The organism is Arthrobacter sp. TS-15 (assembly GCF_006964045.1).
Lineage (GTDB): Bacteria > Actinomycetota > Actinomycetes > Actinomycetales > Micrococcaceae > Arthrobacter.
The window spans coordinates 1-25,941 of record NZ_SDXQ01000058.1; the positions used below are offsets into that span (position 1 = coordinate 1).

The following is a 25,941-nucleotide window of genomic DNA, read 5'->3' on the forward strand; positions in this document are numbered from 1 at the left end:
CCCGACGGGCTCAAGATAATCCAGCATCAAATGGGCCACGAACACGCCTCCACCACCGGGATCTACCAGTTCGTCAGCGACGACTTCCGCAACGCCACCCTGCGGGCGGCCCTGGACCGCACCATGGACGAAGTCCTGGGCGTGCAGATGAGAGGCCAGTGGTGAGACGCGAAGTCGAATACAAATGGCGCTTGTCCGAGCTCATGGCGGCACGGGGACTGCACAACACCACCGACCTCATCCCCCTGCTGGCCGAGCGCGGCATCACCTTGTCCCGGCCACAGGTCTACCGGCTCGTCAACCAAAAACCAGAACGCGTCGCATTGCAGGTCATCGCCGCGATCTGCGACATCTTCTCCTGCGGACCAGAGGACCTCATCACCGTCACAGCAGCCGACGTCCGCGCACGCAAAACCGGAACCAGCGCCCCCAACATCGTCGACCTGAACCGCACCGTCCGCCCGCGAAGGGCACGCATCATCGACGATGGCAACTAACAAGCCCAACGGTCTCAGCCCCCGAAACACCAGCCGCGGCCGGCCACGCACCACCGGAACGGCCACCTGCGCACGCTGCGGCCGAACTGCCGGCCGCACCCGGGCCACCTGGCCCGAAGGAAAAATCTGCGGCCCCTGCTTCACCACCGCCACCCGCACCCACGGGACCTGTCCCGGCTGCGGCAAGGACCGGCTGCTGCCCGGCCCGCCCGAAACCAGCGAAGGGCCCCGCTGCGCACCCTGCTCAGGCATCCTCCATAACTTCCACTGCAGCCGCTGCAATACGGAAGGCGAGTTCTACCGGCGCGGCATCTGCGCCCGCTGCGCCCTCCGGGACGACCTCAACGAACTACTGCTCTCACACCCTGCCGACCCGGAGACTGCCGGGAAAATCGTTGATGTCCTCTGCAAGGTAGACCGGCCTGAAAGCATCATCACCTGGAAGCGCTCCCCCAAGGTCCAGACCCTCCTGGCCTCGATCTCCAGCGGGCAAACACCCCTCACGCACGAAGGACTCGACGAGCACCGCGAAACCGCAGGACGAGCGGCCGATCATTTACGGGCCCTGCTCGTCCACCATGGGCTCCTCCCCTATCAGGATCCCTACCTCGCACGTTTTGAATCCTGGATCCACGACAAACTCAAGCCCTTGCCAGCCGAGGTAGCCAAACCCGTCGAGTACTTCGCCACATGGCACCACCTCCGGCGCATCCGGTCCATGGTTACGCCGGAGACAAACGCGCAAGCTCCCGTTCACTCCGCCAAACAAGAGATCACCGAAACCATCAAGTTCCTGGACTGGCTCTGGCAAATCCACCACAGGACAGCCGCCACCTGCAGCCAGCAGGACATCGAGACCTGGATCGCCACCGGCCCCACAACCAGGAAATCCATCCGCACCTTCATCGTCTTCGCCAAGAAAACCGGCACGAACAACCGTGTCGACATGGGCCACTACACAGCCAAAACCCGACCGGCAATCACCCAGGACCAACGTCTTACCTGGCTGCGCGAACTGCTCACGGGCACCAGCGAATCCCTGCCTTACAGGGTCGCCGGCACCTTGCTCCTCCTCTATGCCCAGCCCCTTGTCCGGGTAGCCAGACTCCGCGCCGATGCCGTGGAGACCAGCGAATCCAGTGGCACCACGAGGATCACCTTTGGCACGCATCCGGTTCCTGTCCCCCAGCCTTTTGCGGACCTACTGGAGGCGCACTTTCAAAGCCGGCCAAACCTCAGAACAGGATCGCACGCGGAAAACCCCTGGCTTTTCCCGGGAACGCGCGCCGGCCAACATCTTCACCCCAACACCATCATGGACAGGCTCCGAAGCCTCGGCATCAACCTAATAGGCGCACGAAATGCCGCCCTGGACGAACACCTCTTAGTCTCACCGCCGCCACTGGTCGCCGACGCCCTCGGCTACAGCCACCAAGTAGCCTTTCTGCACGCCGACGCAGCAGGCGATGCTTGGGCCCGTTACGTCAATCTGCGAACCAAACCATGACCAAGTTGGCTCTGCCAACTGGAAGCATGCCAGGACCCGCCGCTCAGCTGTTGTGACGTCTTGAGGCCTTGACCGATGGGGCTATGCTTCAAGCAACCTTGGAGCAGTCGCGACGAAGCACCACGAGGGGAAACGTGAGACAAATTGAAGCGCCTCGCACTTCAGCCGTGTGGGCAGGCTTGGGAATCGTGTTGTGGCTGGTGCTTGGAATGATCGATATAGCGGACAACGGTGCCTCCTGGCGGACTGTTGCCTACGCCCTATTAGAAGCGGGGGCGATCTACGTTTTCGTTAGGGCGATTGGCACTCTGCGCCGCAAGAGAACTCCGCGCACCTAACAAGCCGGTAGGAGTCGAACGGATCCAAAGGACGTTGCTCTGGCGCCCGACTTTGGCTTCCTTAGCCGACCTTACGTCGGGGTCTGATCAAGGAATACGCCCAGACTCAATCCGCAGGGGTGCCAGTAGTTGCCTTAGGCAACCAGAAGGAGCCTGTATTCCCACCCTTCCCTGGGAGGCTTCCATGGGAAGATCATGCTGCTGAATACGGCAGCCAGATATGGGCGAAAACTGAAGCAGGGGCATGGACATAAGACGAGCCAACCGGGGCGACCAGGTGGCAATAGGCAATCTGATATTCGACTGGGACCAGGACAACGGTCAGAGGTACCAGGATGGGCGTGGTCGGGTCAGCGAACGCGAGTTCGTCGCCGAGGACGCCGAGGGGATAGTGGGCTGGATCTCCGGCCAGCATGGTTCCGGGGCATGGGCAAATCTCGCTGCGTTCGAGGACCAGCCCGACTATTGGGCCTGCTCGTTCATCGTGAAGCTTTTCGTGCGTTGGGAGAGGCAGTCCGGCGGTATCGGCGGCCTGTTACTGGACGCCTTCGAAATGGACGCGCAGGAGGCAGGGCGCGACCTCGTGGTAGTCCATCCCGATGAAACCGGCGACAAAGAAAGGCTCCGGAACTTCTACCGAGACCACGGGTATGTGCTCATGGACCCCTCCAGCGATCATTCGAGGACGCCGCCCTGGCTGATGGCGAAATCCTTGCCGGTCCTGCTGTAGGCAATGGAGCCTGGCTGAATGGACGAGTTGACTCCCGACATGGAGATGAGCTCCAAGGAGGCCGCCGCGTACCTGAGTGGACCGGTCGGGTACACCTTGAGCGCGGATTTTCTTCGCAGCCTGAGATACGTCGGCAGGGGTCCGCTCGTTGAGAAGCGAGGGGCAAGGCTTGTCTACCGTAAGGCGACCCTGGATGCGTTCCTGCTGGAGCACGGTACGGATCCCGTCGCTTGGTATGCGGGTATCTGGCGTGAATTGGCCGAGGAGATCCGTGATGTGTCCGCGGCTACCGGTGTGGGTGGTTTCGAGCCGTTGATTGAGACGCTGGAGACGCGTGACCCGGAGGACTGGGACCCGGACGAGGCGAAGTAACAGTGTCGGCCCGTCTGGGCGGGCCCTCACATCGGATAATCGATAAGTGACTGACCGACCAGCCCTCTAGCTGTTCCCGTACCTTCGTCTGCGCGAGGCAGTGACCGCTGGACCTTGGTCACTGCAACCGCTCGACCCGGAAAAATTGGCTGCGCCTTTTGACGACTTTGGGCGGACGTTGAGCGCACTCCTTGCCCGGTTCCGTGACGAAGCCGGCCAGCCCTTGACGACTGCGACTCTTGTTCAGCGGACGGAGCCGGAGCTGGCCGCCGGAGATGCACGCGGGAACGAACGGGATGCCCTCCGGGCTGCAGTGTCATTTGCGGTGGCCGATGCAAACGCCGGCCATGGAAATGAGATTCCCTGGGATGGGGCGGCACTGAACCTTGCTACAGCAGAAGTGGCAACGTTCTTTGTCGGTGAAGTCTCGGCACTCAAGAACGGCACATTCGAGCGAACCAGAGGCGGGACACTCAACCACCGAATCATTGGCGGGGGAACCGTGCATGATGACTTCGTGGTCCTGCCGCCGCCGGAAGGGCTCGTATCGATCCCCGATCTCACCCTCTACGGCGAGCTTCTGGAGGCTGTCTACCGGGTTGCTGTGGAAGCGCTGTCAGGCAAATCGTCGAAGACCCATGAGGTCTGGTCCGCGCTTCATTGGCACAGCCGGGCGTGGGAAAATTCACCGCTTCACACCATGCCGGATATCCTCGTGCAGCTGAAGACAGCCATCGAGGCACTTTCAGGAAAGAGCGGCACCGCGGACGGTATAGATATTCTCGAAGGTATCTACAGCTCTGTGGCGGGAACGATCGGCGCCGGTGACTTCCTGTGGCGGGAGTCAGGCCCGAGCTTTCCTCGCCAATACAAAAAGGTCACCAAAATGTACAGCTCTTTTGGTCACTGGTACTGGTACCTGGCAGACACCCGTAACGATATCGTCCATGACACAGAATCACCCGTCATGGAGCACATCGCACCAGGGTCACCATTCCAAGGAAACCTCTTTCGAGTTGCCGAGAGAGTTACGCGCGAACTCATCAAGATTCGCCTCGCCCACCTGGGCCACCTGGAAGCCGCACTCAGCCCGACGAGTCGGGGTCACCTCCGCGTTGCCGGGCAGCTTGGCCAGCAGATCAGAACTATCGCGCCTTTGCAGAAATAAGGTCGCTCCTCAGGACTGCAGGGGTTCGTCGCGGGCTTTGCAGGCCTTGCGCTCCCCCACGGCGTTTTCCTCGACGACCAGCAGCCTCTTGGGGTTCTCGTCCCAGACATTGCCCACGGAGTTGCACCAGGCCGGGTGGAAAACCTTTCCCGAGCTGACCACGTAGACCTGGCCAGGACCGACCTTGGGCGATCCGTCGCTGCGACGGGCGGACGGCTCGACGGAGCGCAGCTCCCCCAGCTCTTTGGACTCTTGCTTGGCTTTGGCTGCTGCCTTCCATGTGCGGCGCTGCCGTGTTGCCATCAGGACTTCCTTCCGTCGATGTGGAAGACAGGCGCGGCCTTCGGCCCGAGAGGTTGTGGTGTCATGACGGCATCTTTCCACAATCTCAAGCTCAGGACGGCGGCGTGACCTCGGTGTAGGTGGCGACGTCGATGAGGGTACCGTCCGTATCGGTGATCGTGGCTATGCCCTGCTTGAGAGCCGCCTTTGAACACTTCTTGCAGCCGCTCAGAAGGAACCAGGCGCGGGAAAGAGAGCCAGCCGTCTGGCAACATAGTGTCGTCGTGACCATCGCAGACTTCAGGGCCAGATGGGTCGCGTTGCCACCTGGGGTGTGGACAACCATAACGTCCTGAGTGCGTTTCCAGTCCGGGCCGTACGCCTCATTGGCAAGGATGTTCGGGACGCTGTTGCGGATGGCGACCTGTTCTGGTTCAGACATGGGTTCATCCTATGCGGGTGCTCCCCGTTCCACAGCGAATACAAGCTTCCCTCCCCCGCACTGCCGCTAATTCTTCTCCGAAGATGGGCTTTCGCTTAGCGGGGCAGGTACCTTCCCCGCCATTCGTCGGCTTCTGGCCTGCTCGCCTGGACCCACCATCATGTGTCCGCATGGCAGCGTTCAGAACCTGCCTATAAGACTTCTGTCGGCAGGTGGTGGCGCCGCGCCAAGGTCGCAATCAGCGGTGTAAACAACCTCAGACTTATCCGTAAATCGGTCGATGTCCTCCAGCGTGATGTTCAGAGCGGCGGAGCGGTTTCGGAGATGCTGAACGAGCTCCTTCTGCGGCCACATCAGCTGGTCGAGTATGAATTGAACATCCGTCCGCTGGCCTTCATGTAGTCGTGTATGGCTTTCGGTTCCGTGATGCGCCGGCCGAAGATGAGCTCAACGTCGACGTCTCCGAGCGGGTCGACGTCCGGTCGGAGGTAGCTTCCGAAGATTCGCAGCCGCTCGACAAACAGGGGCTTGCCGCCGTCGGCGTTGTAATCACGTGCACGTTCCAGTAACCCGGCAACTAAACGGTCCGCGGTTTTCCTGGTGATCGGCTTCCCAAAGCCAGCCATGGCCAAGGCATTGCCAAGGATGGTCGCCCCCACCAAACATCGCCGTCGCTGTCGGTATCGGATTTCTCCAGATAGCCGCCAGCCTCCAGCCCGCGAATACAGTGTCCGCCGACCCGAAGCCGTTCTCTTTCAGCAACTGCTGGGCCGCCTCCTGCATTGTTGGTCCTCCGCGGAACTTGCGGACCAAGCTCCTCGCCAGGGGCGCCGGCAACCCGGCGATAGTTTCAGACCTGCCTATCCTCATGGCCAAAGCCTCGACGGGACTCGCCGCAGCGGACGGGGCGTCAGGCTTCCTTCGGGGAAATGGTCATCGGCTGTCCTCGCCGTCAGGGCCTGGTTCGGCCCATTCGAGTGCCGCGACCAGATGTCCTTCGTCGGGAAGGGCCTTCTGTTCGGCAACGGGAAGCTTGTCGTAGGTGTAGGCCGCCATCGCCATGGGCGAGGTGGAGCGGCGAGGCTGTAGCGGACGCTGCGGTCATTCTTGGTGCCGCAGATCAGAATGCCGACGGTTTCGTTGTGATAATCGCGTCGGAGCACGTCATCGACGAGGGGCGACATAAAAATTAAGCTTGCCGGCGTATTCGGGCTGGAACTTGCCTGTCTTAAGTTCGATTACGACATAGCCCGTTGACCGCACCAAATGAGACGTTGAGCGCCACTGCCTCGCGCAACTCAATGAATAGACCGCGGTGGGCCGAACGTCTTTTTGATCAGAGTCCGAGCAGGCGAACTGCGTTGGCTTTGAGTATTTTGTGTCGGACTTCGCCGTGCAGATCGAGCAGCGCAAAGTCTTTCATCCACCGGTCTGGTGTGATTAGGGGGAAGTCTGAGCCGAACAGCACCTTGTCCTGGAGAAGCGAATTTGCCTGGCGTACGAGGCTTTCTGGAAAGTACTTAGGCGACCAGCCTGAAAGGTCTATCCAAACATTCTTTTTGTGAGTCGCTACAGCCAGGGCTTCTTCCTGCCAGGGAACGGAGGGGTGGGCCATGATGATCTGCAGGTCTGGGAAGTCGGCGGCCACGGAATCGAGAAGGATGGGGTTTGATAGCCCTAGTTTTATACCGAATCCTCCGGGGAGTCCGGATCCGATACCGGTTTGGCCCGTGTGAAATATGACCGGCAGTTTCAGCGTTTGAAGGGCTTCGTACAAGGGGTAGAACTTGATGTCACTAGGATCAAAGTTTTGGACGCTTGGGTGGAACTTGAATCCACGTACGCCGTAGTCCTCTGCTAGCCGGATGGCGCGGTTGATCGCCTCGGATCCGTGGTTCGGGTCCACAGATCCGAAGGGGATCAGCACGTCATTGTTTTCGGCTGCGCCGCGGGCTATTTCCTCACTGCTGTTTGGTGGATGGCCGAGGTGACTTGAAGCATCCACGGTGAAGACCACGGCCGCCATTTTGCGTTCCCGGTACATGTCGGCAATGGCGTTCAGGTCCGGCCGGGGACCGCTTGTCTTGAAGTATTTGCTGGCTGCTTCTACCAGTGTTGGCGGCAGTGCGTTATGCCCGTGGTCATCGACTTCGATGTGGACGTGCATGTCGATGGCGACGAGCGATTCGACGTCCAGATGGAGTTCATAGGACACAGGTCAATCCTCTTTCAGTGCAGGGCTCTTGCGGGTCTGTTGCGGTGTGGTTTCGGGATGCTGAGCCGCTGTTCTTTAGCGGTTCACAGAGCGGTCATCGGATCCGTGCCGTTGGCGCCGTGCTCCGAGATCGGTTCGCTGATGCTCGGATACGCATTTCCGAGCGCGTCTTCAAGACGCCGGGCCAATCCTTCGGCGGCCCGAAGTAGAGAAGGAACGTATTGGGCCATGTCGGTCCTGAGGCTGTAGCTGACGATGCCGATTGCGGCCTGGACAGTTCCATCAACCAGGACGGGAGCGGCCACGGAAGTGGATCCGAGCTGGTATTCCTGGCGGCTCTGGGCGTAGCCGTTCTGGCGAATTTGCACAAGCTGTCGCGACAAGGACCTTCGGTCAGTAATCGTCTCCGGCGTGTATCGGGTTAGGGGCATAGCGAGTATTGCGTCGGCGAACGCTTCCCGGCTGAAGGCGAGCAATGCTTTGCCGACGCCCGTGGCATGGAGCGGTATACGGGCACCGATGCGGCTCTGAAGGGGAACGGATACCTCGGAGGTTAGCTTTTCGATGTATATGGCATTCGTTCCATCACAAACGGCCAGCTGCACGGTTTCGCGGCAGTCGTACTGGAGGTTGAGGAGGAACGGCATGGCAGTCTCGCGCAGCCGTCCGTGGATGGGTGTCAGAAGTCCCATCTCCCACAGTCGCACGCCGAGCCCGTAGCGCCCTGCACTGTCCCGGTCAAGGAAACGTCCGTCTTCGAGCTCGCCGGCAAGCCGGTACACGGTTGCCACAGGAAGCCCGGCTCTGCGGGCGAGTTGGCTGAGCGTAAGGAGTGGATTTTCGACGTCAAAAGCGGCAAGGACGGCCAGCGCCCTCGCGGTGACGGACTTCGCCGAGCTTTTGTATGGCTCGCTACTCAATCGCCGCTCTCCCTTCTGGTGGTTGCTAGAGGGTCCGAGTCAGTCCGATGCGCGGGTGCCAGGATGGCAGCAAGGCTGCGGGCGACCCCCCTCATCTCGGGAATCATCGTCTCGATGGAAACTCCAGGCCGCGTGGCGGCTGAGGCCGTCGGCGGTGTACTGAGGGACAGGGCCATGGGCGGGCGGCCTTCAGCCCGGATCGGGACGGCATATTCGACGTGCCCTGCCGCGTCAGATCGCTGTGCCCACCCTCGTTCGGTGGCTGCGGCGATGTTCTCCTCTATCCGGGCGAACGCGGTGCGAGTCAGCGGCAGGGCGCTCCTGGCTGCAGGGGTCATCCCTCCCATGAGGACATGTCCGGCGGCAGACTCGATCAGGGGCAGGGTCATTCCGGGTCCGCTGCCCGGCGCGCTGGCACCGTTGGCCAATACTTCTTCCACGCAGAGAGCCCGCTCTCCGTTGCAAACGAACACTCGGACCATCATTCCGGATTTTGTCGCAAGACGAAGCAAGAGAGGACGGGTTCCCATGCCGATGACGTCATGCGTGGGTGCGAGGATTCCGAGTTCCCAGATTTTGGGGCCTATGGCGTAGCGGCCTGCAGGATCCCGTTGGACTGCCGCGATGGCTTCGAGATGATTGAGGAGGCGGAAGGTCGTCGCCACCGGGAGCCCGCTCCGTCGGGAAATCTGCGACAGGGTCATCTGACGATGGCCCATATCGAAGGACATGAGTACCGCAAAAGCCCGTTCAGTGACCGATTTTCCGGGCGAAGCGGCATTAGTACCTGCCATAGTCCTCCTCCTTCCGGTTATGGAACACACTCTAACGCCTGTTTCATTTGATGAAAAGCCTCGAATAAATAACCTTGGCACTGCAAGGATTCTGGCTCCTAATTAAGGATTCTTTTCGTTGAGTGAAAAGACATGTGGTGATTGGGGTCACACATACCCACACTGGAAACCAGTCCCCCGTCATCCGGACACCATGGACGCAAAGGAGCAGTCATGACCACCACGGACAGCGAAGTGAACGAAAACTCCGTTCCAGTGCAGAACGGAGCGGCGGAACGCAGTTTCCCCGATCCCTACGAGATTGAGACGCCAGAGGGTGCCGAGGGGTGGGAGGAGATGTACGCCTACCACAACCGTTTCCTGCCGACTCGCCGCGCGGAAGATTCTGCCAAGACCTGGTTTCGGAACTCCCTGCACTACCCGGAAGTCTCCTATCCGTTTGACCAGGTCACCATTGACGGTGCCTTCACTGGGACCGGAGTGACGAATACCCGCGTGTTTGCTCTGCCCCCGGCCAAGGGCCTGGACGTTCGCGTGATCAACGGCTACACCTACATGTCAACGATTCCCAGCCCGGACGACGAGGAACAGGCACGACGGGCCGAGGAATTCGGCAAGCGCGCCGGTTACTACTTTGAGAACTGGGACACCCTCTACGCCGAATGGGAAGGCCGCGTTACGGGCGCCATCCGGGCCGTCCACGAGTTGGAAATTCCGCCGCTGTCCGAATTCGAGGACATCGAGCGCGTCACCGCAGACCGCGGACCCAGCCAAGGCAACCTGCTCCTGGCCGCCTACCACCGGCTGCTGGAACACGGCGACCAGATCTGGACCCTACATTCGGAATTTCTGAACCTGGGCTACGCGGCCTACCTGCAGTTCCTGACCTTGTGCAAGGAGCACTTCCCGGAGATCGATGACCAGACCATCTCCCGCATGGTCAGCGGTGTTGACGTCCTGCTCTTCCGTCCCGATGACGAACTTCGGGCGCTGGCCCGAAAGGCTGAGGAACTCGGCGTCGGCGATCTCGTCCATGCCGCCAACACAGAGGAAGACCTGCTCAGCAGCCTCGGAGACTCAGAGGCCGGCAAAGCGTGGCTGGCCGCACTCGACGAAAGCAAAGACCCGTGGTTCTACTTCTCGTACGGGTCCGGCATGTACCACTCCCACCGCAGCTGGATCGACGATCTGCAGCTCCCGATCCAGGCGATCGGAGACTACATCGTCAGGCTGCGCGGTGGTGATGACCTGCTAAGGCCACTGGATAAGCTTCAGGGCGAGCGGGATGAACTGGTCGTGCATTACCGCTCGCTCCTGGACGAGGAGGACCTGCCGGCCTTCGATGCCGCCCTTGGCCTTTCCCGGACCGTGTTCCCCTACGTGGAGAACCACAACTTCTATATCGAGCACTGGTTCCTGACGAATTTTTGGAACAAGGCCCGCGAATTCAGCAAGCTGCTGCAGACGTGGGGCTTCTGGGACGATGTCGAAGACATCTTCTTCCTGCGCCGGGCTGAGGTCGAGGAAGCCATTGTGGACCTGCAGATGGCCTGGGCTGCCGGGGGTAAACCCCAAGGCGGTTACCACTGGCCCGAGATCATCAAGAGGCGTAAGGAAATCTACGCGGCTCTGAGCGCCTGGAACCCGCCACCGGCATTGGGCCCGGTGCCCGGCGAAGTCAGTGAGCCGCTGACTATCATGCTCTGGGGCATCACGCCCGAGACCGTCGAACGGTGGCTTACGGCCCAAGACGGTGGCAGCAGCAGGACACATCTGACCGGGTTCGCCGGCTCTCCCGGAATCGCCGAGGGCCGGGCGCGCGTGGTGCTGCGCCCCGATCAGCTCGATACCGTGCAGGAAGGCGAAATCCTCGTCTCCCCCGTGACAAGCCCCAGCTGGACACCGGTCTTCGGGCGCATCCGCGGTGCAGTGAGCGATATCGGCGGCATCATGTGCCACGCAGCCATCGTGTCGCGTGAATACGGCCTCCCGGCAGTTGTCGGCACCGGATTCGGCACCTCCACCATCAAGACCGGCCAGCTGATCCGCGTCGACGGTGACGCCGGAACCGTCACCATTCTGGATGAGTCAACGGACGCCTGACAGCAGGCACGGGCCCCCGGCCCCCAACACCTAGTCATCCGCCGGCAGCGGAACACACGCTGCCGGCGGAACCGACCCCACCGAAGAAGGAAGAACACCGTGGGAAAGTACACGAGGAAATTCAACGAACTCGACAGCACCGACCGGCCGCTGGTCGGCGGCAAGTGCGCCAGTCTGGGCGAAATGGTTCAGGCCGGATTGCCCGTACCTGACGGTTTCGCTGTCACAGTAGACGCCTACGAGGACTACCGGGACGCGTCGGACCTGCGCCAGCAGCTGCTGCGGATCGTCCTGGGGGCCGACGCGCAGAACAACGCCTCCCTGCAGCAGGCACACGACGAAGCAGTCGCTCTGATACTCGGCCGCGAACTGCCGCCCGCCATCGAGCAGGAGATCCGCCGAGCGTATCTGCAGCTCTCCAGGGAAACAGCGCAGCGGCGCGGCACCGGCGACCCCGACCGCATTCCGGTTGCGGTACGCTCCTCAGCCACGGACGAAGACGGCGCCGCCGCCAGTTTCGCCGGCCAGCAGGAAACCTACCTGTGGGTCGTGGGTGAAGATGACGTCATTGCCAAGGTCCGTGAATGCTGGGCCAGCCTGTACACGCCGCAGGCGATCGCGTACCGCTCCGGCATGTCAGCGGCGGAGGCCTCCGAAGCCTCCAAAATTTCAGTCGCGGTTCAGCTGATGGCCCATGCCGACGTCGCCGGTGTCACCTTCACCGTCAGCCCGCGCACCGGCGACCGGTCGGTCATCGCCATCAACGCCAGCTGGGGACTCGGACAGTCCGTTGTCTCCGGCGAAGTGACCCCGGATGAGTACTGGCTGAACAAAATCGGCCCTACACTGACCAAGACCCGCATCGCTTCCAAAGCCCAGGAATACGTTCCAGCCCCGGACGGGGTGGGCGTGGAATTCCGCGATGTGGATGAAGCCCGCCGTGACGCGGCCTGTCTTAGCGAAGCCGAAGTGATGCAACTGGCTGACATCGCCCTGCGCGTGGAGAAGCACTACGGTTGCCCGCAGGACATCGAATGGGCGCTCGAGCATGACGCCGACGGGACTCCCAAGGTCATGCTGCTCCAATCACGCCCGGAGACCAACTGGAAAAAGCGCAAGGAAGAAAAAGGCAAGAACACCACCAAGGCAACGTCCAACCTGCTTGGCTTCGTCGCTGCCGCAACGAAGGGCAGTACCAAATGAGCACCCCTTCAACACCAAGCTGGCAGGACGTTCTTGACCTCGTCACCCGGCTTGACGACGCCGCCTACGATTCCGCCGCCGTGGAGTTCGGAGACGTTTCCGTCCGTCTCTCACGTTCAGCAGACTTGCCCGTTACTTCCCCCACGGCCGGGACAACGCCGCAGTCCCTTGCACCGTCACCGAACGGGAATGCCCCGGCCACGGCCCCCGCAGCGGCACCGGCCGTTACCGAACCTGCCGCAGCCAAACTCGCGCCTTCGGCGCCGGCTCCCGCAGAGCCGGCCTCCAACAGCACTGTCGTCACGGCTCCGATTATTGGCGTCTTCTACCGCAGCCCCTCCCCCGGGGCGCCGCCGTTCGTCGAACCCGGGGCGGCCGTGGAGGCAGATACGACTATCGGCATCATCGAGGTCATGAAGCTTATGAACCCGGTGACGGCAGGCACCTCCGGGACCCTGACCGAGTTCCTGGCCGCGGACAACGCACAGGTTGAGTTCGGCCAGCCGCTGGCCGTCGTCGCCGGGGAAGAATCGCCGTGAACGGGCACCACGAGGCTAAGAAGCCGGTAGTCCTGGTGGCCAACCGGGGCGAAATCGCCGTGCGCATCATTGCCGCCGCACGCCGGATTGGCGCCAGCCCGGTGCTTGCCGCCAGCGCCGCCGATACGGACTCGCTTGCCGCGCGCCTGGCGGACCGGGTCATCGTCATAGGCCCCGCCCAGGCCGGCCGTTCGTACCTGCGGCCAGAGTATGTTGCCGAAGCCGCCGTTCACGCAGGTGCAGACGTGGTCCATCCCGGCTACGGGTTTCTCAGTGAACAGCCCGAACTCGCCGAGCTCCTCGAAGAGGAGGGTATTGCCTTCGCCGGGCCCCGCCCGGAAACGCTCCGTGCCGTCGGGGATAAGAGCAGCGCACGCCGCGTTGCCGTCGCGGCCGGAGTCCCGGTGGCCGTCGCCCTTGAAATTGATGACCCCGCCGCAGCCGCAGAACTCGGCGATTCCCTCGGATACCCGCTGTTGATCAAGGCTGTCCACGGCGGCGGCGGGCGCGGCATTCGTCTCGTCCGCGATTCCGCTGAACTGGCGGAACTGGCACCTCAGGCCGCAGCTGAGGCACAGGCGGCGTTCGGAAACGGCTCCCTGTACCTGGAACGCTTTTACCCCGCCGCGCGCCACGTGGAAGTGCAGGTCTTTGGCGACGGGAAAGGCGGCGCCCAAATTTTCGGGGACCGCGACTGCTCGGTTCAACGCAGGCACCAGAAACTTATCGAGGAATGCCCGGCCCCGGGACTATCGGAGTCCCGCCGTTCGGTGCTGCACGAGGCATCCCGCGCGCTCGTCCAGGCCCTGCATTACCGCGGCGCCGGAACCGTCGAATTCCTCGTCGACACCGAATCCGAAGACGTGGTGTTCCTGGAGATGAATGCCCGCATACAGGTCGAACACCCCGTCACCGAAGAAGCGTTCGGCATCGACCTTGTCGCAGCCCAGCTCCGCCTCGCCCTCGGCCAGGACCCCCAGCTCCCGGACGTGCCCCCAGTCCCGCCGGCGGTAGCCATCGAAGTGCGGATCAACGCTGAGGACCCGGACAATGATTTCCGTCCCAACCCTGGCCTGATCGGCGACGTGCACTGGCCCGACGGCCCCGGAATCAGGGTCGATACGCACGTACGAGCCGGGTACGCCTTCCCGCCGTTCTACGACAGTCTGATGGCGAAGCTGATAGTCCGTGCTCATAGCCGAAGCGCCGCCGTGGAAGCCCTGCGCTCCGCCGCCGGAGCAGTCGTCCTGGAAGGTGTCAAGACCACCCTGCCCCTGCACGAATTTGTCCTGTCCCACCCCGACTTCATCCACGGCGGGGTCAGTACCTCATGGTTCGCCCCCGCCTGGGAACAGCGAAGCGCCCAGCTGAAGGAGGCCGTCAAATGACCGCAACCGCAACCCCGCAGGCCAGGGCCGAGGCCAAAGACCAGCCCTCAAAGCAGCAAAAGACCATCCGATTGGTAGATACCAGTCTGCGCGACGGAAACCAAAGCCTTTGGGGCGCCACAGGGCTGACAACCGGCATGGTCGAAGCGGTTGGCCCCCTGCTGGACCAGGTGGGCTACGAAGCCATCGACTTCACCAGCTCAACGAACCTTTCCATGGGCGTAAAGTTCCACCGGGAAAACCCCTGGGAACGCATCTCACGCATGCGTGCAGTCATGCCCAACACGCCACTTTCTGCCATCACCACGGGCATGCGTTTCATGTCCTGGGACAAAGCCTCCGAAACCGTCATGCGAATGGCGTTGCGTCTGATGGCCACCCACGGACTGCGCCGCCTCCAGATCGCCGAACCCATGAACGACGTCGAATCCCTCCTCCGGGTAGCCCAATGGGCCAAAGAGGAAGGAATCGAACAGGTCGTCGCGGCGGTAACCTTCACCGAAAGCCCCGTCCACACAGACGAAAGTTACGGCAGAAACGCCAGACTCTGCAGCGCCAGCAAGTATGTCGATACCGTCTACATCAAGGATCCGGGCGGACTGCTCACAGCCGAGCGAACCCGGCAACTTATCCCCGGGATCCGCGCCGCGGCAGGGGCTAAAACCCTGGAACTGCACAGCCACTGCACGACAGGCGCAGCCTCCCAGCTGTACCTCATTGCCGCCGAGCTGGGCGTTGACGTGCTCCACACCGGCCTGGGCCCGCTCTCCAACGGCACCGCCCAGCCCGGTCTGGAAAATCTTGTAGGCAACCTCGATGCCCTCGGCATCCCCGTCCAGGTAAACCGCGAAGCGGCCGCCGCGGCAGCCGATATCCTCTACTCCATCGCCGAATCCCAAGGCCTCCCGGCCGGTGTTCCCACCGAGTACGACCTCAGCCCTCATGTGCACCAGGTCCCCGGCGGCATGATGTCCACACTCAAGCGCCAGCTCGGCGAACTGGGCATGCTCAATGAGCTGCCGGCGGTCATTGAGGAAGCCGGCCGGGTGCGGGCTGACCTCGGCTACCCCATCATGGTCACCCCGTTCAGCCAGTTCGTGGGCAGCCAAGCCCTGATGAACGTTCTTGCCGGCAAGTCCGGCCAGGACCGGTACAGCCGCATCCCCGACGAAGTCGTCAGGTTCGTGCTCGGCAACTTCGGGGCCCCGGAAGGGGAAATAGCCCCCGAGGTGATGGAAAAAGTGTCCCAGCTCCCCCGGGCCAACGAGCTCGCCGAACCCCCGGTCGAGCGGTCCTTGTCCGAACTCCACGAAGAATACGCCCAGAAATTCGGCAGGCAGCTCAGCGAAGAAGAGCTGCTGCTGCGCATGGTGCTTCCAGGAGACCAGGTTGACGCCATGCTCGCCGCAGGGCCAGCGCCCCGTTGGTCACCAACCGGTGGCAACCGCCCGACTGGCCCAGTAACCAGCGTCGCGGAATTCATCAAGGCAGCCCACCAGCTTCCCAAGTGGAAATACCTGGCAGTCAGCCGGGGCAGCGAAAAAGTCGAACTGCGCCGCGCCCAAAGCGGAGAAACGTCATGAACCGGACCGAATTCCAGGCCCGACTCGCCGACGTCCGTGGCGTCATGTTCGATATCGACGGCTGCCTCGTCCTCTCCGACGGGCCCAGCGGACACGGCGGCAACGCACTGCCCGGGGCGCGGGAAGCCGTTGACCTCGTCCGCAGCACCGGCCGCACAATGGCAGTGTTCACCAACGGATCGATGCAGACACCGGCGCAGATCGGTGAGTCCCTCCGCTCCCACGGGCTGGACGTCCGCGACGACGAAGTGCTCACACCAGCGGTCGTCGCCGCTGAAACAATGCAGGCCCTCTATCAGGACCGGCCGCTTCTTGTGTTCGGCGGCACCGGCGTACGTGACGATTTTGAACGCCGCGGACTGAATCTCGTGGATCTGGACCGGGCCCTCGCCGGAGAGCCCACGAACGCTGCCGCCGTCGTCATCGGCTGGGACACCGCATTCGGCAAAGAAAAAATTCAGGCCGCAGCAGAGGCCGTGCTTGCCGGTGCTGAGATGTACTGCACTTCCGACGCGCCGTCCTTCGCCTCGAAGCAGCGCCTGAACGTGGGCGTCTCCGGTTTCATCGCAGCTGGTCTCAGCCATGTCACGGGCCGCCCCTACCGGGTCCTCGGGAAACCCTCGCAGGAAGCCATCACCGTTCTCGCCCACCGGTTGCAGGTCCTGCCATCCCAGATGCTGATAATCGGCGACGACCTCACCCTTGAGTGCAGGATGGCCCGCACCGCCGGTGCGCTCGGCGCCCTCGTGACGACAGGCACGCACTCCGCCGCTGACGCGGCTATTACCCCACAGGATCAACAACCGGATCTCATAGTGGACAGCCTGGACGACCTGGTGGAATTGTTCACTCTCGCCTCTGAAGATACAACCGCCCGGCTGGGCTGAGAACCGCAAACAGCCGATCCCAGCGCTGATCTCTTGATGTAAAAGAAAAGGACAAAGATGTCATTTCAGAGCACAACGGCGGAACAACGCCCGGTGACTTGGAAACCTACTCCCGCGCAGCAGCAAAGCTCACGGCTGTGGGACTTCATGCGCTGGGCCGGTGAACACCGGCAGATCAGTCTCAACGACTACCGGGAGACCTGGCAATGGTCCGTCGATGACCTCTCCGGATTCTGGGACGCCGTCCGGGAATACTTCAGCGTCCTCGGTGAAGGCTTTGACGGGCCCGCACTTGCCGAAGAGCGAATGCCCGGAGCCGTGTGGTACCCGAACGCGAAGCTGAACTTCGCCGAAAACGTGCTCCGCCACGCACTCAACCCGGAGCTGGCCGACACCACCGCAATCCTGACCATCCAGGAAGATGACTCGGTCACCGAAGTGACTTGGCGCCACTTGGAATCCCAGGTCTCATCATTGGCCGCGCACCTACGACGCCTTGGAGTCGGACCCGGAGACCGTGTGGCCGCCGTGCTCCCGAACGTCCCGGAAGCAATCATCGGGCTGCTGGCAACGTCCGCCATTGGTGCCATCTGGACGATCAACTCCCCTGACCTTTCCGCCGCCGCGACGCTGGAGCGCCTGCGCCAGCTCGAACCAAAACTGCTCATCGGCGTTGACGGCTACCGGTTCAACGGCAAGGACTTCGACCGGCTCGAGCATCTCGCCGACGTTGAAGCCGGGCTGCCCGGGCTGGAGCACACCATCCTCCTGCGGAACATCGGCCAAGAGCCCGCTGCCCCCACAGACCGACTCGATTTCGCCTCACTCCTGACCGACCGGCAGGAACCCAGTTACGAGCGTGTTGCCTTCGATCATCCGCTCTGGATCCTCTTCTCTTCCGGCACCACCGGCGCTCCCAAGGGTATAGTCCACAGCCATGGCGGGATGACCCTTGAAGCTCTCAAGGGCACCGGTTTGAACCAGGACATGGGCCCAGGGGAACGCTATTACGTTGCGGCGAACACCTCGTGGATGGTCTGGAACACCTTGATCAACAACCTGATGTCCGGCGCCTCAGTGGTGACTTACGCCGGTTCCCCCATGTACGGGCGGAAAGACCGGCAGTTCGATATCATCGCCCGCACCGGGACCACGATGTTCGCCACCGGCGCCGCCTATCTTTCCCTGGTCGAAAAATCGGGCCTGGAACCGGGCCGGTCATGGGATCTTTCGACCCTGCGCTCCATCCTCTCCACCGGCTCCCCGCTGCCCGATTCCACCTGGTTATGGGTCCACGAGCATGTCAAGCAAGACGTGCACCTGGGCTCTGACACCGGCGGTACCGACATCTGCAGCGGCTTCATCGGATCCAACCCGCTGGAACCGGTCCATCTCGGCGAGCTCCAAGGGCCCTTGCTGGGCGTGGCAGTCCAAGCCTGGTCCGACGCCGGACAACGCGTCATCGATGAGGTCGGAGAAATGGTCATCACCCGACCCATGCCGTCCATGCCGGTGTTCTTCTGGGGCGACGAGACCGGAGCCAGATACCAGGGATCCTACTTTGAAAAGTTCCCCGGCGTCTGGACCCAGGGTGACTGGATTACCGAAACCCCCGCAGGCGGTTTCGCCGTTCACGGCCGCTCCGACGCCACACTAAACCGTGCCGGAGTCCGCCTCGGCAGCGCCGACATCTACGCGGCATTGCAGCGCGTGCCAGAGGTTACGGAATCCATGGTCATCGGCCTGGAACAACCAGGCGGCGGCTACTACATGCCGCTCTTCGTCGCCCTCGAGCCCGGGTGCCAGCTGACCGACGAACTCAGGAACAAGATCAACGGCACGATCCGCAAACTGACCTCGGCCCGACACGTGCCGGACGACATCATTGTCGTCCCCGCCGTGCCAGTGACACACGCCTTGAAAAAAATCGAGGTGCCCGTCAAGAAGCTCTTCACCGGACACAGCCCCGAGACAGCTATCAACCGCGGGTCACTGGCCAACCCCGAAGCCGTTGACTGGTTTATCGAGCGGGCACGGCTGTACCTGTCAGAACACCACCAATAGGACCGAGTCGGGGACGGCTACATTTCCCCCACCTGTCACAAGACCGGCCGTAGCAGTGCCCGCGAGCCGAGGCATTCGGAGAAGGCCGTCCTTGTTTTCCAACACCAGGTGCATCAGCTCAGGCTGGCGCACTGCCCAGGCACCCCACAGCTGCCGGGATTCCGAAAAGCAGCCACAACAAATCTCTACGAAGGACTATTGCGATGACCAGAATTCTCATTATTGGGCCACCTGGTTCCGGCAAGGGTACGCAAGCGGAACGGATCTCCGAGCGCTTCGGCGTTATTGCCATCTCCACCGGAGATATCTTCCGTACCAACGTCCAGAGCAAAACGCCGCTGGGCGTTGAAGCCAAGAAGTACATGGATGCGGGGGACTTTGTTCCGGACAACTTGACCAACAAGATGGTCCGCGACCGCCTCAGCGAAGCCGACGTCAAGGACGGCTTCCTGCTGGACGGCTACCCCCGCACCACGGCCCAGGTCGACTACCTCGACGAAATCCTGGCGGACGGCGGTCAGAAGCTCGACGTCGTCATGCAACTGACCGTCGACGACCGGGAACTCGTGGCACGCCTTCTTGGCCGTGCACAGGAAACCGGCCGCAGCGACGACAACGAGGCCGTCATCCGCCACAGACTCGACCTCTACCACGAGCAAACGGAAGCTGTCGTAGCCAAGTACACGGCGCGCGGCATCCTGTCCCAAGTTGACGGCATCGGCACCGTGGATGAGGTCACGGAGCGAACCTTCCTGGCGGGCCAGAGCCTCCTGCTCCCTTGAATGTCAGACGGCGCGCTCTATACAGAGCGGACTCTGCCTTGACCACAGGAGGGCCTCCGCATCCTGGCAGCACCGGCGGAAACCAATCTCAATGACGATGTCACAGCTGCTAAACCGCTCAGACTCGAAGGCGTTCTCATGCACAACGACCATACGAATGCCTCCAGGCAGGCCTCGGAATCGAACGACGCAGGAGTAGCCGTAATCATCAGGACAGACGGTCCACTCTCCAGCGATGAGCTGACCTCATTGCCTTGGATCGGTCTCCACTACACCGACGAACACTGTTAGGACCCGTGGACGTGCCGTCGCCTTCAGCGGAGGTCTTCACTCGGGGTGATTGCGCAGCCCGGGCAAGGCTCGACGGCACCGGAAGGGGAGCCGTTCTGCCTTTGTCGCCCATCAACCAAGACTAGAAGCCCCACCCCGGGACCGAGCATGAGGAGTTTTCTGCATGAAAGAATTGCCGGCAGCGGAGGACGTGCGGCTTGTGTTTTCGCTAACGTCAGGGGAAGACATCGAGGCTTCCGACCCAAGCGGTACCCGATGGGAAGGAAAAGTCGACATTACATACCCTCCGAAGGGCCTGGTGTGGATATTTACACAACAAGGCGAACGCAGACTTCTCGACATTCACGAACATTCGATCACGAGACTGGGTCAACTATAGGAACCGCCGGCGCTGCAACAAATGCTTGGTTTTGTCTCCTAACGCTGTGTAGTTCCGTCACCCCGCGCGACACGTTGATCAAGCCCATTTCAAGGAAGGCCTCGAGCGAATAGTCCAAAGGGCTCTGGACTATTGCGGGAGGTTGGCCAGACCGGCCGAACTGAAGGTTCCTCCCAATTGTCCAGAGCACTTTGGACAAAAGGGGCCACCGCTACGCACGAGATCCCGTCGGATCCAGCAGCTAAGGTGGGTGCGTGTCCAAAATCGAGCCTGACCTGCCCAGCGGCTACAACGCAATCCTCGCCTCCCTGAAGGAGCTCGTTGCATCAGCGCAGCTACGAGCCCAGCAGGCGGCAAGCAGTGCAATGGTCGAAATGTACTGGGCAATCGGGGCTACGATCCTGGAGCGCCAGACACAGGAACCATGGGGTAGCAAAGTCCTGCAGCGCCTCGCCGCAGACCTCAAAACTGCCTTCCCACACATGCGTGGTTTCTCCCGTTCCAACCTCTTCTACATGCGCGCCTTCGCCGCTGCTTGGGACTGGTCCGAAGCGCCGGTCCGTAGCCGCGTGGGCGCACTCCCATGGGGCCACATCATCGAACTGCTCAAGCTGAAGGATCCCGCAGTCCGCGACTGGTACGCACAACAGGCTCTCGAACAAAACTGGAAGCTTCAGGTTCTCGAGCACCAAATCACCTCGGGGCTACATCGTAGGCTGGGGGCCGCGCCGAACAACCTAGAAGCACGTCTCCCCTCGGACGGGGCTGCGTTAGCCCAGAATGTGGCCAAGGACCCCTTGGTCCTGGATTTCCTCGGCCTTACAACCGAGGCCGAAGAGTTGGCAATAGAGGAGGCCATGACCCAGCGTATGTCCCAGACGCTGGCAGAGTTTGGCCGCGGGTTTGCGTTCTACGGACGCCAGTACCATCTCGATGTGGAGGGCGAAGACTTCTATATCGACCTCCTGCTCGTACACGTACCAACGAACCGCTTCGTAGTTGTGGAGCTAAAGTCGGGGAAGTTCCGGCCCGAGCATCTGGGACAGCTGAACTTCTACGTCTCTGCGGTTAACGACCTTGTGAAGTTCCCAGGGATGGCCCCGACGGTGGGAATCCTCGTTTGCGGTTCCAAGCACGACCCAACGGTCCGCTATGCACTTGACGGCTCCTCGCAACCTATCGCTGTGGCGTCGTATACCTACGACACCCTCCCTGCGAACGAGCGAGAAGCGCTTCCGTCGCCCGCAGCAATCACAGCGGCGCTGGAGCAGGGAACCGTCGGAGAGTCAGGCCAGTCCGAGTGAGGTAGGAGGAGATCTTGACGTCTGGCCGCTTCGCCCTACTCAGGCGGGCAGCTACCAGGGTCTGTTGAACTCGTCTGGGCCAGCTAAAAAAAGAGTGTCGTTCCGCCTCCCGCGTCGCCTAATCTGGCAGGCTCGGATTTGTGGCCCGCAATGAAGCGCAGTCGGTCGCCGACCTGTCCAGTATTGTTTTGTCCCGCATAGGTGAAGTTGTCTCGACGACTTATCCAGGCCTTCCGTGGCACGTCGAAGGGCTCGCTAAGAGTGAGGACGATGTCGTACTAATCGACGACTTCTTGCGCGAGCTATCAGCCAATGACTGCAGCGCCCAGACGTTGAGATCATATTCGTTCGACTTACTGCGCTGGTGGCGGTTCCTGGCTACCCGCGGACGTCGATGGGACGTCGCGACCAGGACTGATGTGCGGGATCTGGTGCTGTGGATGCGCCAAGCGCGGATCAAGGGTTATCGGCCGGCGACCATCAATCACCAATTGTCGGTACTCTCGGTGTTCTACGAGCACCAGGCCCGCCTTGGCGCAGGTCCGGTGATTAATCCTGTCCCGGCCGGTGGCGCCGGCATTCGCCGGTACGCCCGTCACAATCCTCTGGAGGAATACCGACTCCAGCCACGCCAGCCCTACCGTCAGCGTGTAGTGGATTGTCCACCGAGGGCGTTACCGGATGACGTCATCGAGCGCATATTCGCCAGCCTGAGGTCGAACCGGGACCGGGCACTCATCGCCATGTACTTGTCGACGGGCGTACGGGCGAACGAGCTGCTGGGAATGACGGGCCGGGATGTCGACTGGGGCAACCAGGCCATAGGCGTGATCTCCAAGGGAACCCGGGCCTACCAGTGGGTGCCCGCATCACCTGATGCCCTCACGTGGCTGCGATTGTATTTGAACGACGGTCCGCCGCAGCCCGTGGGCGAAAGGCTCTGGTGGACGCTTCGCGAGCCCCGGCGTCCACTGGAATATTCCGCCGTCCGTGCCCTCCTCCGCCGCACCAACAAGGCCTTAGGAACAGGAATCACGCTCCACGATTTCCGCCATACCTGCGCAACACGATTGGCCAACGACCCATCTATACCCATCACCGATGTCCAGGCCGTCCTGCGGCACGTCCACCTCAGCACCACCGCCCGCTACATCCGGCCGCAGACTCAGGACATGATTTCCCGAGTCCGGGAACACCACCAGAGGCCAAAACCGAACACCACCGCTGACAGCGGACCGTGGAGGCACGACGCCACAGACCTGGCCGAACTCTTCGGAGGGACCCTTTGACGACAGAAACGGCCATTGACGCTCGACCCCATGGGCCCTTGACGACGAATGTGACAACAACGGTGGCACCTCCAACCGGAGCCCTCCTCAGCGTCGAGGCAATCCTCGCCACGGCCGCAGCGCGTCTTCCCGATCCACCACGACGCAGATACGAGCGTGCGCGCGGGCTGCAGCAACTCCTAAGATGGCTGAACTCCTTCCCAGGCCAGGACTGGCAACAGAGATGGGAGGCAGCACAATGCGACGACGCTGGCCGGTCCTGGGGACAGAAAGGGCTCAACCCCTACCGGCACTCACTGCAGAGCAGCGCAGTAATTGCCCTGGTCGTCCTGGAAATCGTCCGCCCCTCTACAGCCTGGCTGCGAACGGCAACACCGCCACACCTGTTCACTACCTACCGAAACGTGGTCAACACCGGCACGTTCACCAAGCTGGAGGAATGGCTGCGGGAGCACGGACTGTCCAATACCTCGCGGATGTTGTCACTAAACGCCCTGGCACTCATGCGAATCCGCACAAACACACCACTGCTGAACATCACCGCAGCCCAGTTCCTGGAAGTGAACTTGGAATGGGTAGGGCTCCGCGGCAGATCCCGGGCAATGGGTGTGGCTTGGCAAGCCCTTCAGGCTTGTGGCGCGCTGAGCGGTGAGCCGCCCGACTACCGATCCCTTATTCAACCCGGCCAACTCACGGTCACCGAGCTCGTCGACGAACGCGGCATTGCCGACCCAGCTATCCGGTCCCTGATCATCGACTACCTCACGGAACGCTCAGCCACCATCGACTACGCAACGTTGGTCGGCCTCGTCCGCATACTGGTCAGAAATTTCTGGACCGACATCGAGACTCACCATCCAGGCCAACACACCATCCGGTTATCCGCCGACGTGGCCGCCGCGTGGAAGAAACGCCTGCGCCACCTGCCCGACGGCAGAGAACGGCAAGACTATTTCGTCCACCTGATGACGGTTCGAGGGTTCTACCTCGACCTCGCGCAATGGGCACTGACCGAACCGGAAAGGTGGGCTCGCTGGGCCTGCCCCTCACCCATCTCCCCCGCAGAAATAGCAGGACAGCACAAACAGAAGTACCGCAGAAAAGCGCGGATGGATCAGCGCACCCGCACCCTAGCCCCGTGGCTCACAAAATTCTCCGCCACAGCCGATCAGGAACGCCGCGAAACGGCCACCTTGCTCGACGCGGCATCCCGAACCGCCGTGGGCGAAACATTGACCATAGCCGGGCGAGCCTACCGCCGCGTTCCCCGTGGTTACTACAGCGACGACGCCTACCCCTCGGTCGAGGACCTCAACACCGGTGCAGTAGTGCGCCTCCACCGTGCCGAAGAAAAGGCATTCTGGTCCTGGGCCATCATCGAGGTCCTTCGTTTGACCGGCATGCGAATCGAGGAACTGCTCGAACTTACCCACACAGCCATCCGCCGATACCTCCAACCCGGAGGCGAAGTGACGCCGCTGCTGCAAGTGGCACCGTCCAAAACCGACAGGGAGAGAGTCATTCCAGTCTCACCGGAACTGTCATCAGTCCTGGCAGTGATCATCCGGCGGGTCAAGGGCCCAGACGGGACTCTTCCGCTCATCAGCCGCTACGACGGTCTGGAACGCACGTGGGGACCCAAGCTGCCCCACCTGTTCCAGGTCAGGATGGGCGGCCCGCCCCGGGTCCTCTCGAAGGCAGGCGCACACGGGCTGATGCAGGCAGTCGCCGAGAAAGCGAACCTTCGCGATGTCGACGGGATTCCCCTGACATTCTCGCCGCACGACCTGCGACGCATCTTCGCCACCGAGACGGTCAACAGCGGCCTGCCGATCCATATCGCGCAGCAGCTTCTGGGTCACATCAATCTCAACACCACGCAAGGCTACGTGGCGGTCTACCCCGAGCAAGTCATCCGAAACTACCGGACATTCATCGATCGCCGCCGAAGTCTCAGACCCAGCCTCGAGTACCGCGATCCACTGCCGAGGAATGGTCCGACTTCGAGAACCACTTCACGCTCCGGCGCGTCGCGCTCGGTACATGCCATCGCCCCTACGGGACACCCTGCATCCACGAGCACGCCTGCGTCCGCTGTCCCATGCTTGAGATTGAACCGGGACAAATTCCCCGTCTGCAGGATCTGGAAAGCAACGCACTGGAACGCCTCGAAGAGGCCAAACAGAAAACATGGCTGGGAGAAGTCGCGGCCCTGGAGGAGTCACTGCGCCATATCCGCGAAAAACGGGCACAGGCAACTCGCGTCAGCCGACGCATCGACGACGGCGCTCAACTCACCCAAGAATAGGACGCCATCAGGCCGCAAGCATCGGCTCTTCCGCGGCGCCGGCACCGAACGGGTTGGTGCAGTTAAATCGGAGCTGTTCGATGTGGAAAAACAGCAGATCGACGTAGTAGTCGTCGCCCTCGACATCGAAATGAACCTGTCTGCCAACGAATGAGAAGCCGGGCCCTAACTCCTGGAGGGTTTCTGTGATCCTGCTGGTCAGGGCGTTCTCCAGCTCGCGTTCGGCGACTTCACCGGACAGGTCCAGGAACTCAAAGTTGTAAGGATCCTTCGCCTTTTGCTGGGCCAGTTCGGAATCCGCGGCAGCAAGCTGGCGGGTGAAGTTCGAAGGCGCCGCGCCGGTGCGCTCCATCGAACGGTTCATCATCATGTTCATCAAGACGTTCCGCGACTACCCGTACTGGATAGCCGCGGCAGCATAGTCAATGGTCTTTTTTCTCTGCGGCCCATAGATAATTTCCGGATACACAGCCGCGTCGGGTATGAGTTTGAGCTGTCGTCCGACGCACTGCTCGAAAAGATCCCCCATATCGTCGGTAAAGCTGTTATGCCACTT

The 25,941-nt window shown here is 61.8% G+C and carries 23 protein-coding genes and 2 pseudogenes; 17 read left to right on the forward strand and 8 right to left on the reverse strand.

The window, feature by feature from the left end; all coding sequences use genetic code 11:
- Positions 1-161 precede the first annotated feature (161 nt).
- The 5 genes from EU811_RS20680 to EU811_RS20700 all read left to right on the forward strand — a co-directional run bounded on the left by EU811_RS20680 (position 162) and on the right by EU811_RS20700 (position 4,612).
- A complete protein-coding gene (locus tag EU811_RS20680) occupies positions 162-497 on the forward strand; it encodes a helix-turn-helix domain-containing protein (protein ID WP_142940162.1) in 336 nt (111 codons plus the stop codon).
- A complete protein-coding gene (locus EU811_RS20685; RefSeq protein WP_142940163.1) occupies positions 487-2,004 on the forward strand; it encodes a recombinase XerD in 1,518 nt (505 codons plus the stop codon). The genes EU811_RS20680 and EU811_RS20685 overlap by 11 nt, the downstream gene beginning before the upstream one ends.
- Positions 2,005-2,586: 582 nt before the next feature.
- Positions 2,587-3,072, forward strand: coding sequence for a GNAT family N-acetyltransferase (locus EU811_RS20690; RefSeq protein ID WP_142940164.1), 486 nt, complete (start codon positions 2,587-2,589; stop codon positions 3,070-3,072).
- 18 nt (positions 3,073-3,090) lie between these two features.
- The gene (locus EU811_RS20695; RefSeq protein WP_142940165.1) at positions 3,091-3,444 is read left to right on the forward strand and encodes a hypothetical protein; all 354 of its coding nucleotides are present in this window, start codon (positions 3,091-3,093) and stop codon (positions 3,442-3,444) included.
- Between the two features lie 100 nt (positions 3,445-3,544).
- On the forward strand, positions 3,545-4,612 hold the full coding sequence (locus EU811_RS20700; RefSeq protein ID WP_142940166.1) for a hypothetical protein: 1,068 nt from the start codon (positions 3,545-3,547) through the stop codon (positions 4,610-4,612).
- Positions 4,613-4,621: 9 nt separating this feature from the next.
- Here the strand turns inward: EU811_RS20700 and EU811_RS20705 are convergent, their stop codons facing one another.
- From EU811_RS20705 to EU811_RS20735, 7 genes and pseudogenes are all read right to left on the reverse strand, one after another.
- Positions 4,622-4,915, reverse strand: a complete 294-nt coding sequence (locus tag EU811_RS20705; RefSeq protein WP_142940167.1) for a hypothetical protein — start codon at positions 4,913-4,915, stop codon at positions 4,622-4,624.
- Between the two features lie 91 nt (positions 4,916-5,006).
- On the reverse strand, positions 5,007-5,336 hold the full coding sequence (locus EU811_RS20710) for a hypothetical protein (protein WP_142940168.1): 330 nt from the start codon (positions 5,334-5,336) through the stop codon (positions 5,007-5,009).
- Positions 5,337-5,689: 353 nt separating this feature from the next.
- Positions 5,690-5,995 carry a hypothetical protein gene (locus tag EU811_RS24370; protein ID WP_238703487.1) on the reverse strand — a complete coding sequence of 102 codons (306 nt, stop codon included), beginning with the start codon at positions 5,993-5,995 and terminating at the stop codon, positions 5,690-5,692.
- Between the two features lie 274 nt (positions 5,996-6,269).
- Positions 6,270-6,584: pseudogene (locus EU811_RS24780) on the reverse strand (PDDEXK nuclease domain-containing protein); the annotation flags it as partial.
- 88 nt (positions 6,585-6,672) lie between these two features.
- Positions 6,673-7,503 carry an amidohydrolase family protein gene (locus EU811_RS20725; RefSeq protein ID WP_142940213.1) on the reverse strand — a complete coding sequence of 277 codons (831 nt, stop codon included), beginning with the start codon at positions 7,501-7,503 and terminating at the stop codon, positions 6,673-6,675.
- Between the two features lie 131 nt (positions 7,504-7,634).
- On the reverse strand, positions 7,635-8,471 hold the full coding sequence (locus EU811_RS20730; RefSeq protein ID WP_142940169.1) for an IclR family transcriptional regulator: 837 nt from the start codon (positions 8,469-8,471) through the stop codon (positions 7,635-7,637).
- Entirely contained in the window at positions 8,468-9,265 is a 798-nt protein-coding gene (locus EU811_RS20735) for an IclR family transcriptional regulator (protein WP_142940170.1), read from the reverse strand. Before EU811_RS20735 ends, EU811_RS20730 begins: the two co-directional genes overlap by 4 nt.
- A gap of 213 nt (positions 9,266-9,478) precedes the next feature.
- Between EU811_RS20735 and EU811_RS20740 the strand changes: the two genes are divergently transcribed.
- The 12 genes from EU811_RS20740 to EU811_RS24375 all read left to right on the forward strand — a co-directional run bounded on the left by EU811_RS20740 (position 9,479) and on the right by EU811_RS24375 (position 25,539).
- On the forward strand, positions 9,479-11,368 hold the full coding sequence (locus tag EU811_RS20740; RefSeq protein WP_142940171.1) for a PEP-utilizing enzyme: 1,890 nt from the start codon (positions 9,479-9,481) through the stop codon (positions 11,366-11,368).
- Between the two features lie 99 nt (positions 11,369-11,467).
- A complete protein-coding gene (locus tag EU811_RS20745) occupies positions 11,468-12,571 on the forward strand; it encodes a PEP/pyruvate-binding domain-containing protein (protein ID WP_202979332.1) in 1,104 nt (367 codons plus the stop codon).
- Complete coding sequence (locus tag EU811_RS20750) at positions 12,568-13,110, forward strand: acetyl-CoA carboxylase biotin carboxyl carrier protein (RefSeq protein WP_142940172.1); 543 nt, start codon at positions 12,568-12,570, stop codon at positions 13,108-13,110. The genes EU811_RS20745 and EU811_RS20750 overlap by 4 nt, the downstream gene beginning before the upstream one ends.
- On the forward strand, positions 13,107-14,498 hold the full coding sequence (locus tag EU811_RS20755) for an ATP-binding protein (protein ID WP_142940173.1): 1,392 nt from the start codon (positions 13,107-13,109) through the stop codon (positions 14,496-14,498). Before EU811_RS20750 ends, EU811_RS20755 begins: the two co-directional genes overlap by 4 nt.
- Complete coding sequence (locus tag EU811_RS20760; RefSeq protein ID WP_160147671.1) at positions 14,495-16,081, forward strand: biotin carboxyl carrier protein; 1,587 nt, start codon at positions 14,495-14,497, stop codon at positions 16,079-16,081. The genes EU811_RS20755 and EU811_RS20760 overlap by 4 nt, the downstream gene beginning before the upstream one ends.
- Positions 16,078-16,968 carry an HAD-IIA family hydrolase gene (locus EU811_RS20765; protein ID WP_142940175.1) on the forward strand — a complete coding sequence of 297 codons (891 nt, stop codon included), beginning with the start codon at positions 16,078-16,080 and terminating at the stop codon, positions 16,966-16,968. The genes EU811_RS20760 and EU811_RS20765 overlap by 4 nt, the downstream gene beginning before the upstream one ends.
- A gap of 57 nt (positions 16,969-17,025) precedes the next feature.
- On the forward strand, positions 17,026-19,032 hold the full coding sequence (locus EU811_RS20770; RefSeq protein ID WP_142940176.1) for an acetoacetate--CoA ligase: 2,007 nt from the start codon (positions 17,026-17,028) through the stop codon (positions 19,030-19,032).
- Positions 19,033-19,235: 203 nt separating this feature from the next.
- Positions 19,236-19,814: an adenylate kinase gene (locus tag EU811_RS20775; RefSeq protein WP_142940177.1), complete on the forward strand. Its 579-nt coding sequence runs from the start codon at positions 19,236-19,238 to the stop codon at positions 19,812-19,814.
- Positions 19,815-19,952: 138 nt separating this feature from the next.
- Positions 19,953-20,105, forward strand: a complete 153-nt coding sequence (locus tag EU811_RS23595; protein WP_160147672.1) for a hypothetical protein — start codon at positions 19,953-19,955, stop codon at positions 20,103-20,105.
- 633 nt (positions 20,106-20,738) lie between these two features.
- On the forward strand, positions 20,739-21,788 hold the full coding sequence (locus EU811_RS20780) for a PDDEXK nuclease domain-containing protein (RefSeq protein ID WP_142940178.1): 1,050 nt from the start codon (positions 20,739-20,741) through the stop codon (positions 21,786-21,788).
- Between the two features lie 140 nt (positions 21,789-21,928).
- Positions 21,929-23,077: a tyrosine-type recombinase/integrase gene (locus tag EU811_RS20785; RefSeq protein WP_142940179.1), complete on the forward strand. Its 1,149-nt coding sequence runs from the start codon at positions 21,929-21,931 to the stop codon at positions 23,075-23,077.
- 1,109 nt (positions 23,078-24,186) lie between these two features.
- Positions 24,187-25,539, forward strand: coding sequence for a tyrosine-type recombinase/integrase (locus EU811_RS24375; protein ID WP_274595847.1), 1,353 nt, complete (start codon positions 24,187-24,189; stop codon positions 25,537-25,539).
- On the opposite strand, the pseudogene EU811_RS20795 reads toward EU811_RS24375, so the two are convergent.
- Positions 25,450-25,806, reverse strand: a pseudogene (locus EU811_RS20795) (PDDEXK nuclease domain-containing protein); the annotation flags it as partial. The gene EU811_RS24375 and the pseudogene EU811_RS20795 sit on opposite strands and share 90 nt — an antisense overlap.
- Positions 25,807-25,941 lie beyond the last annotated feature (135 nt).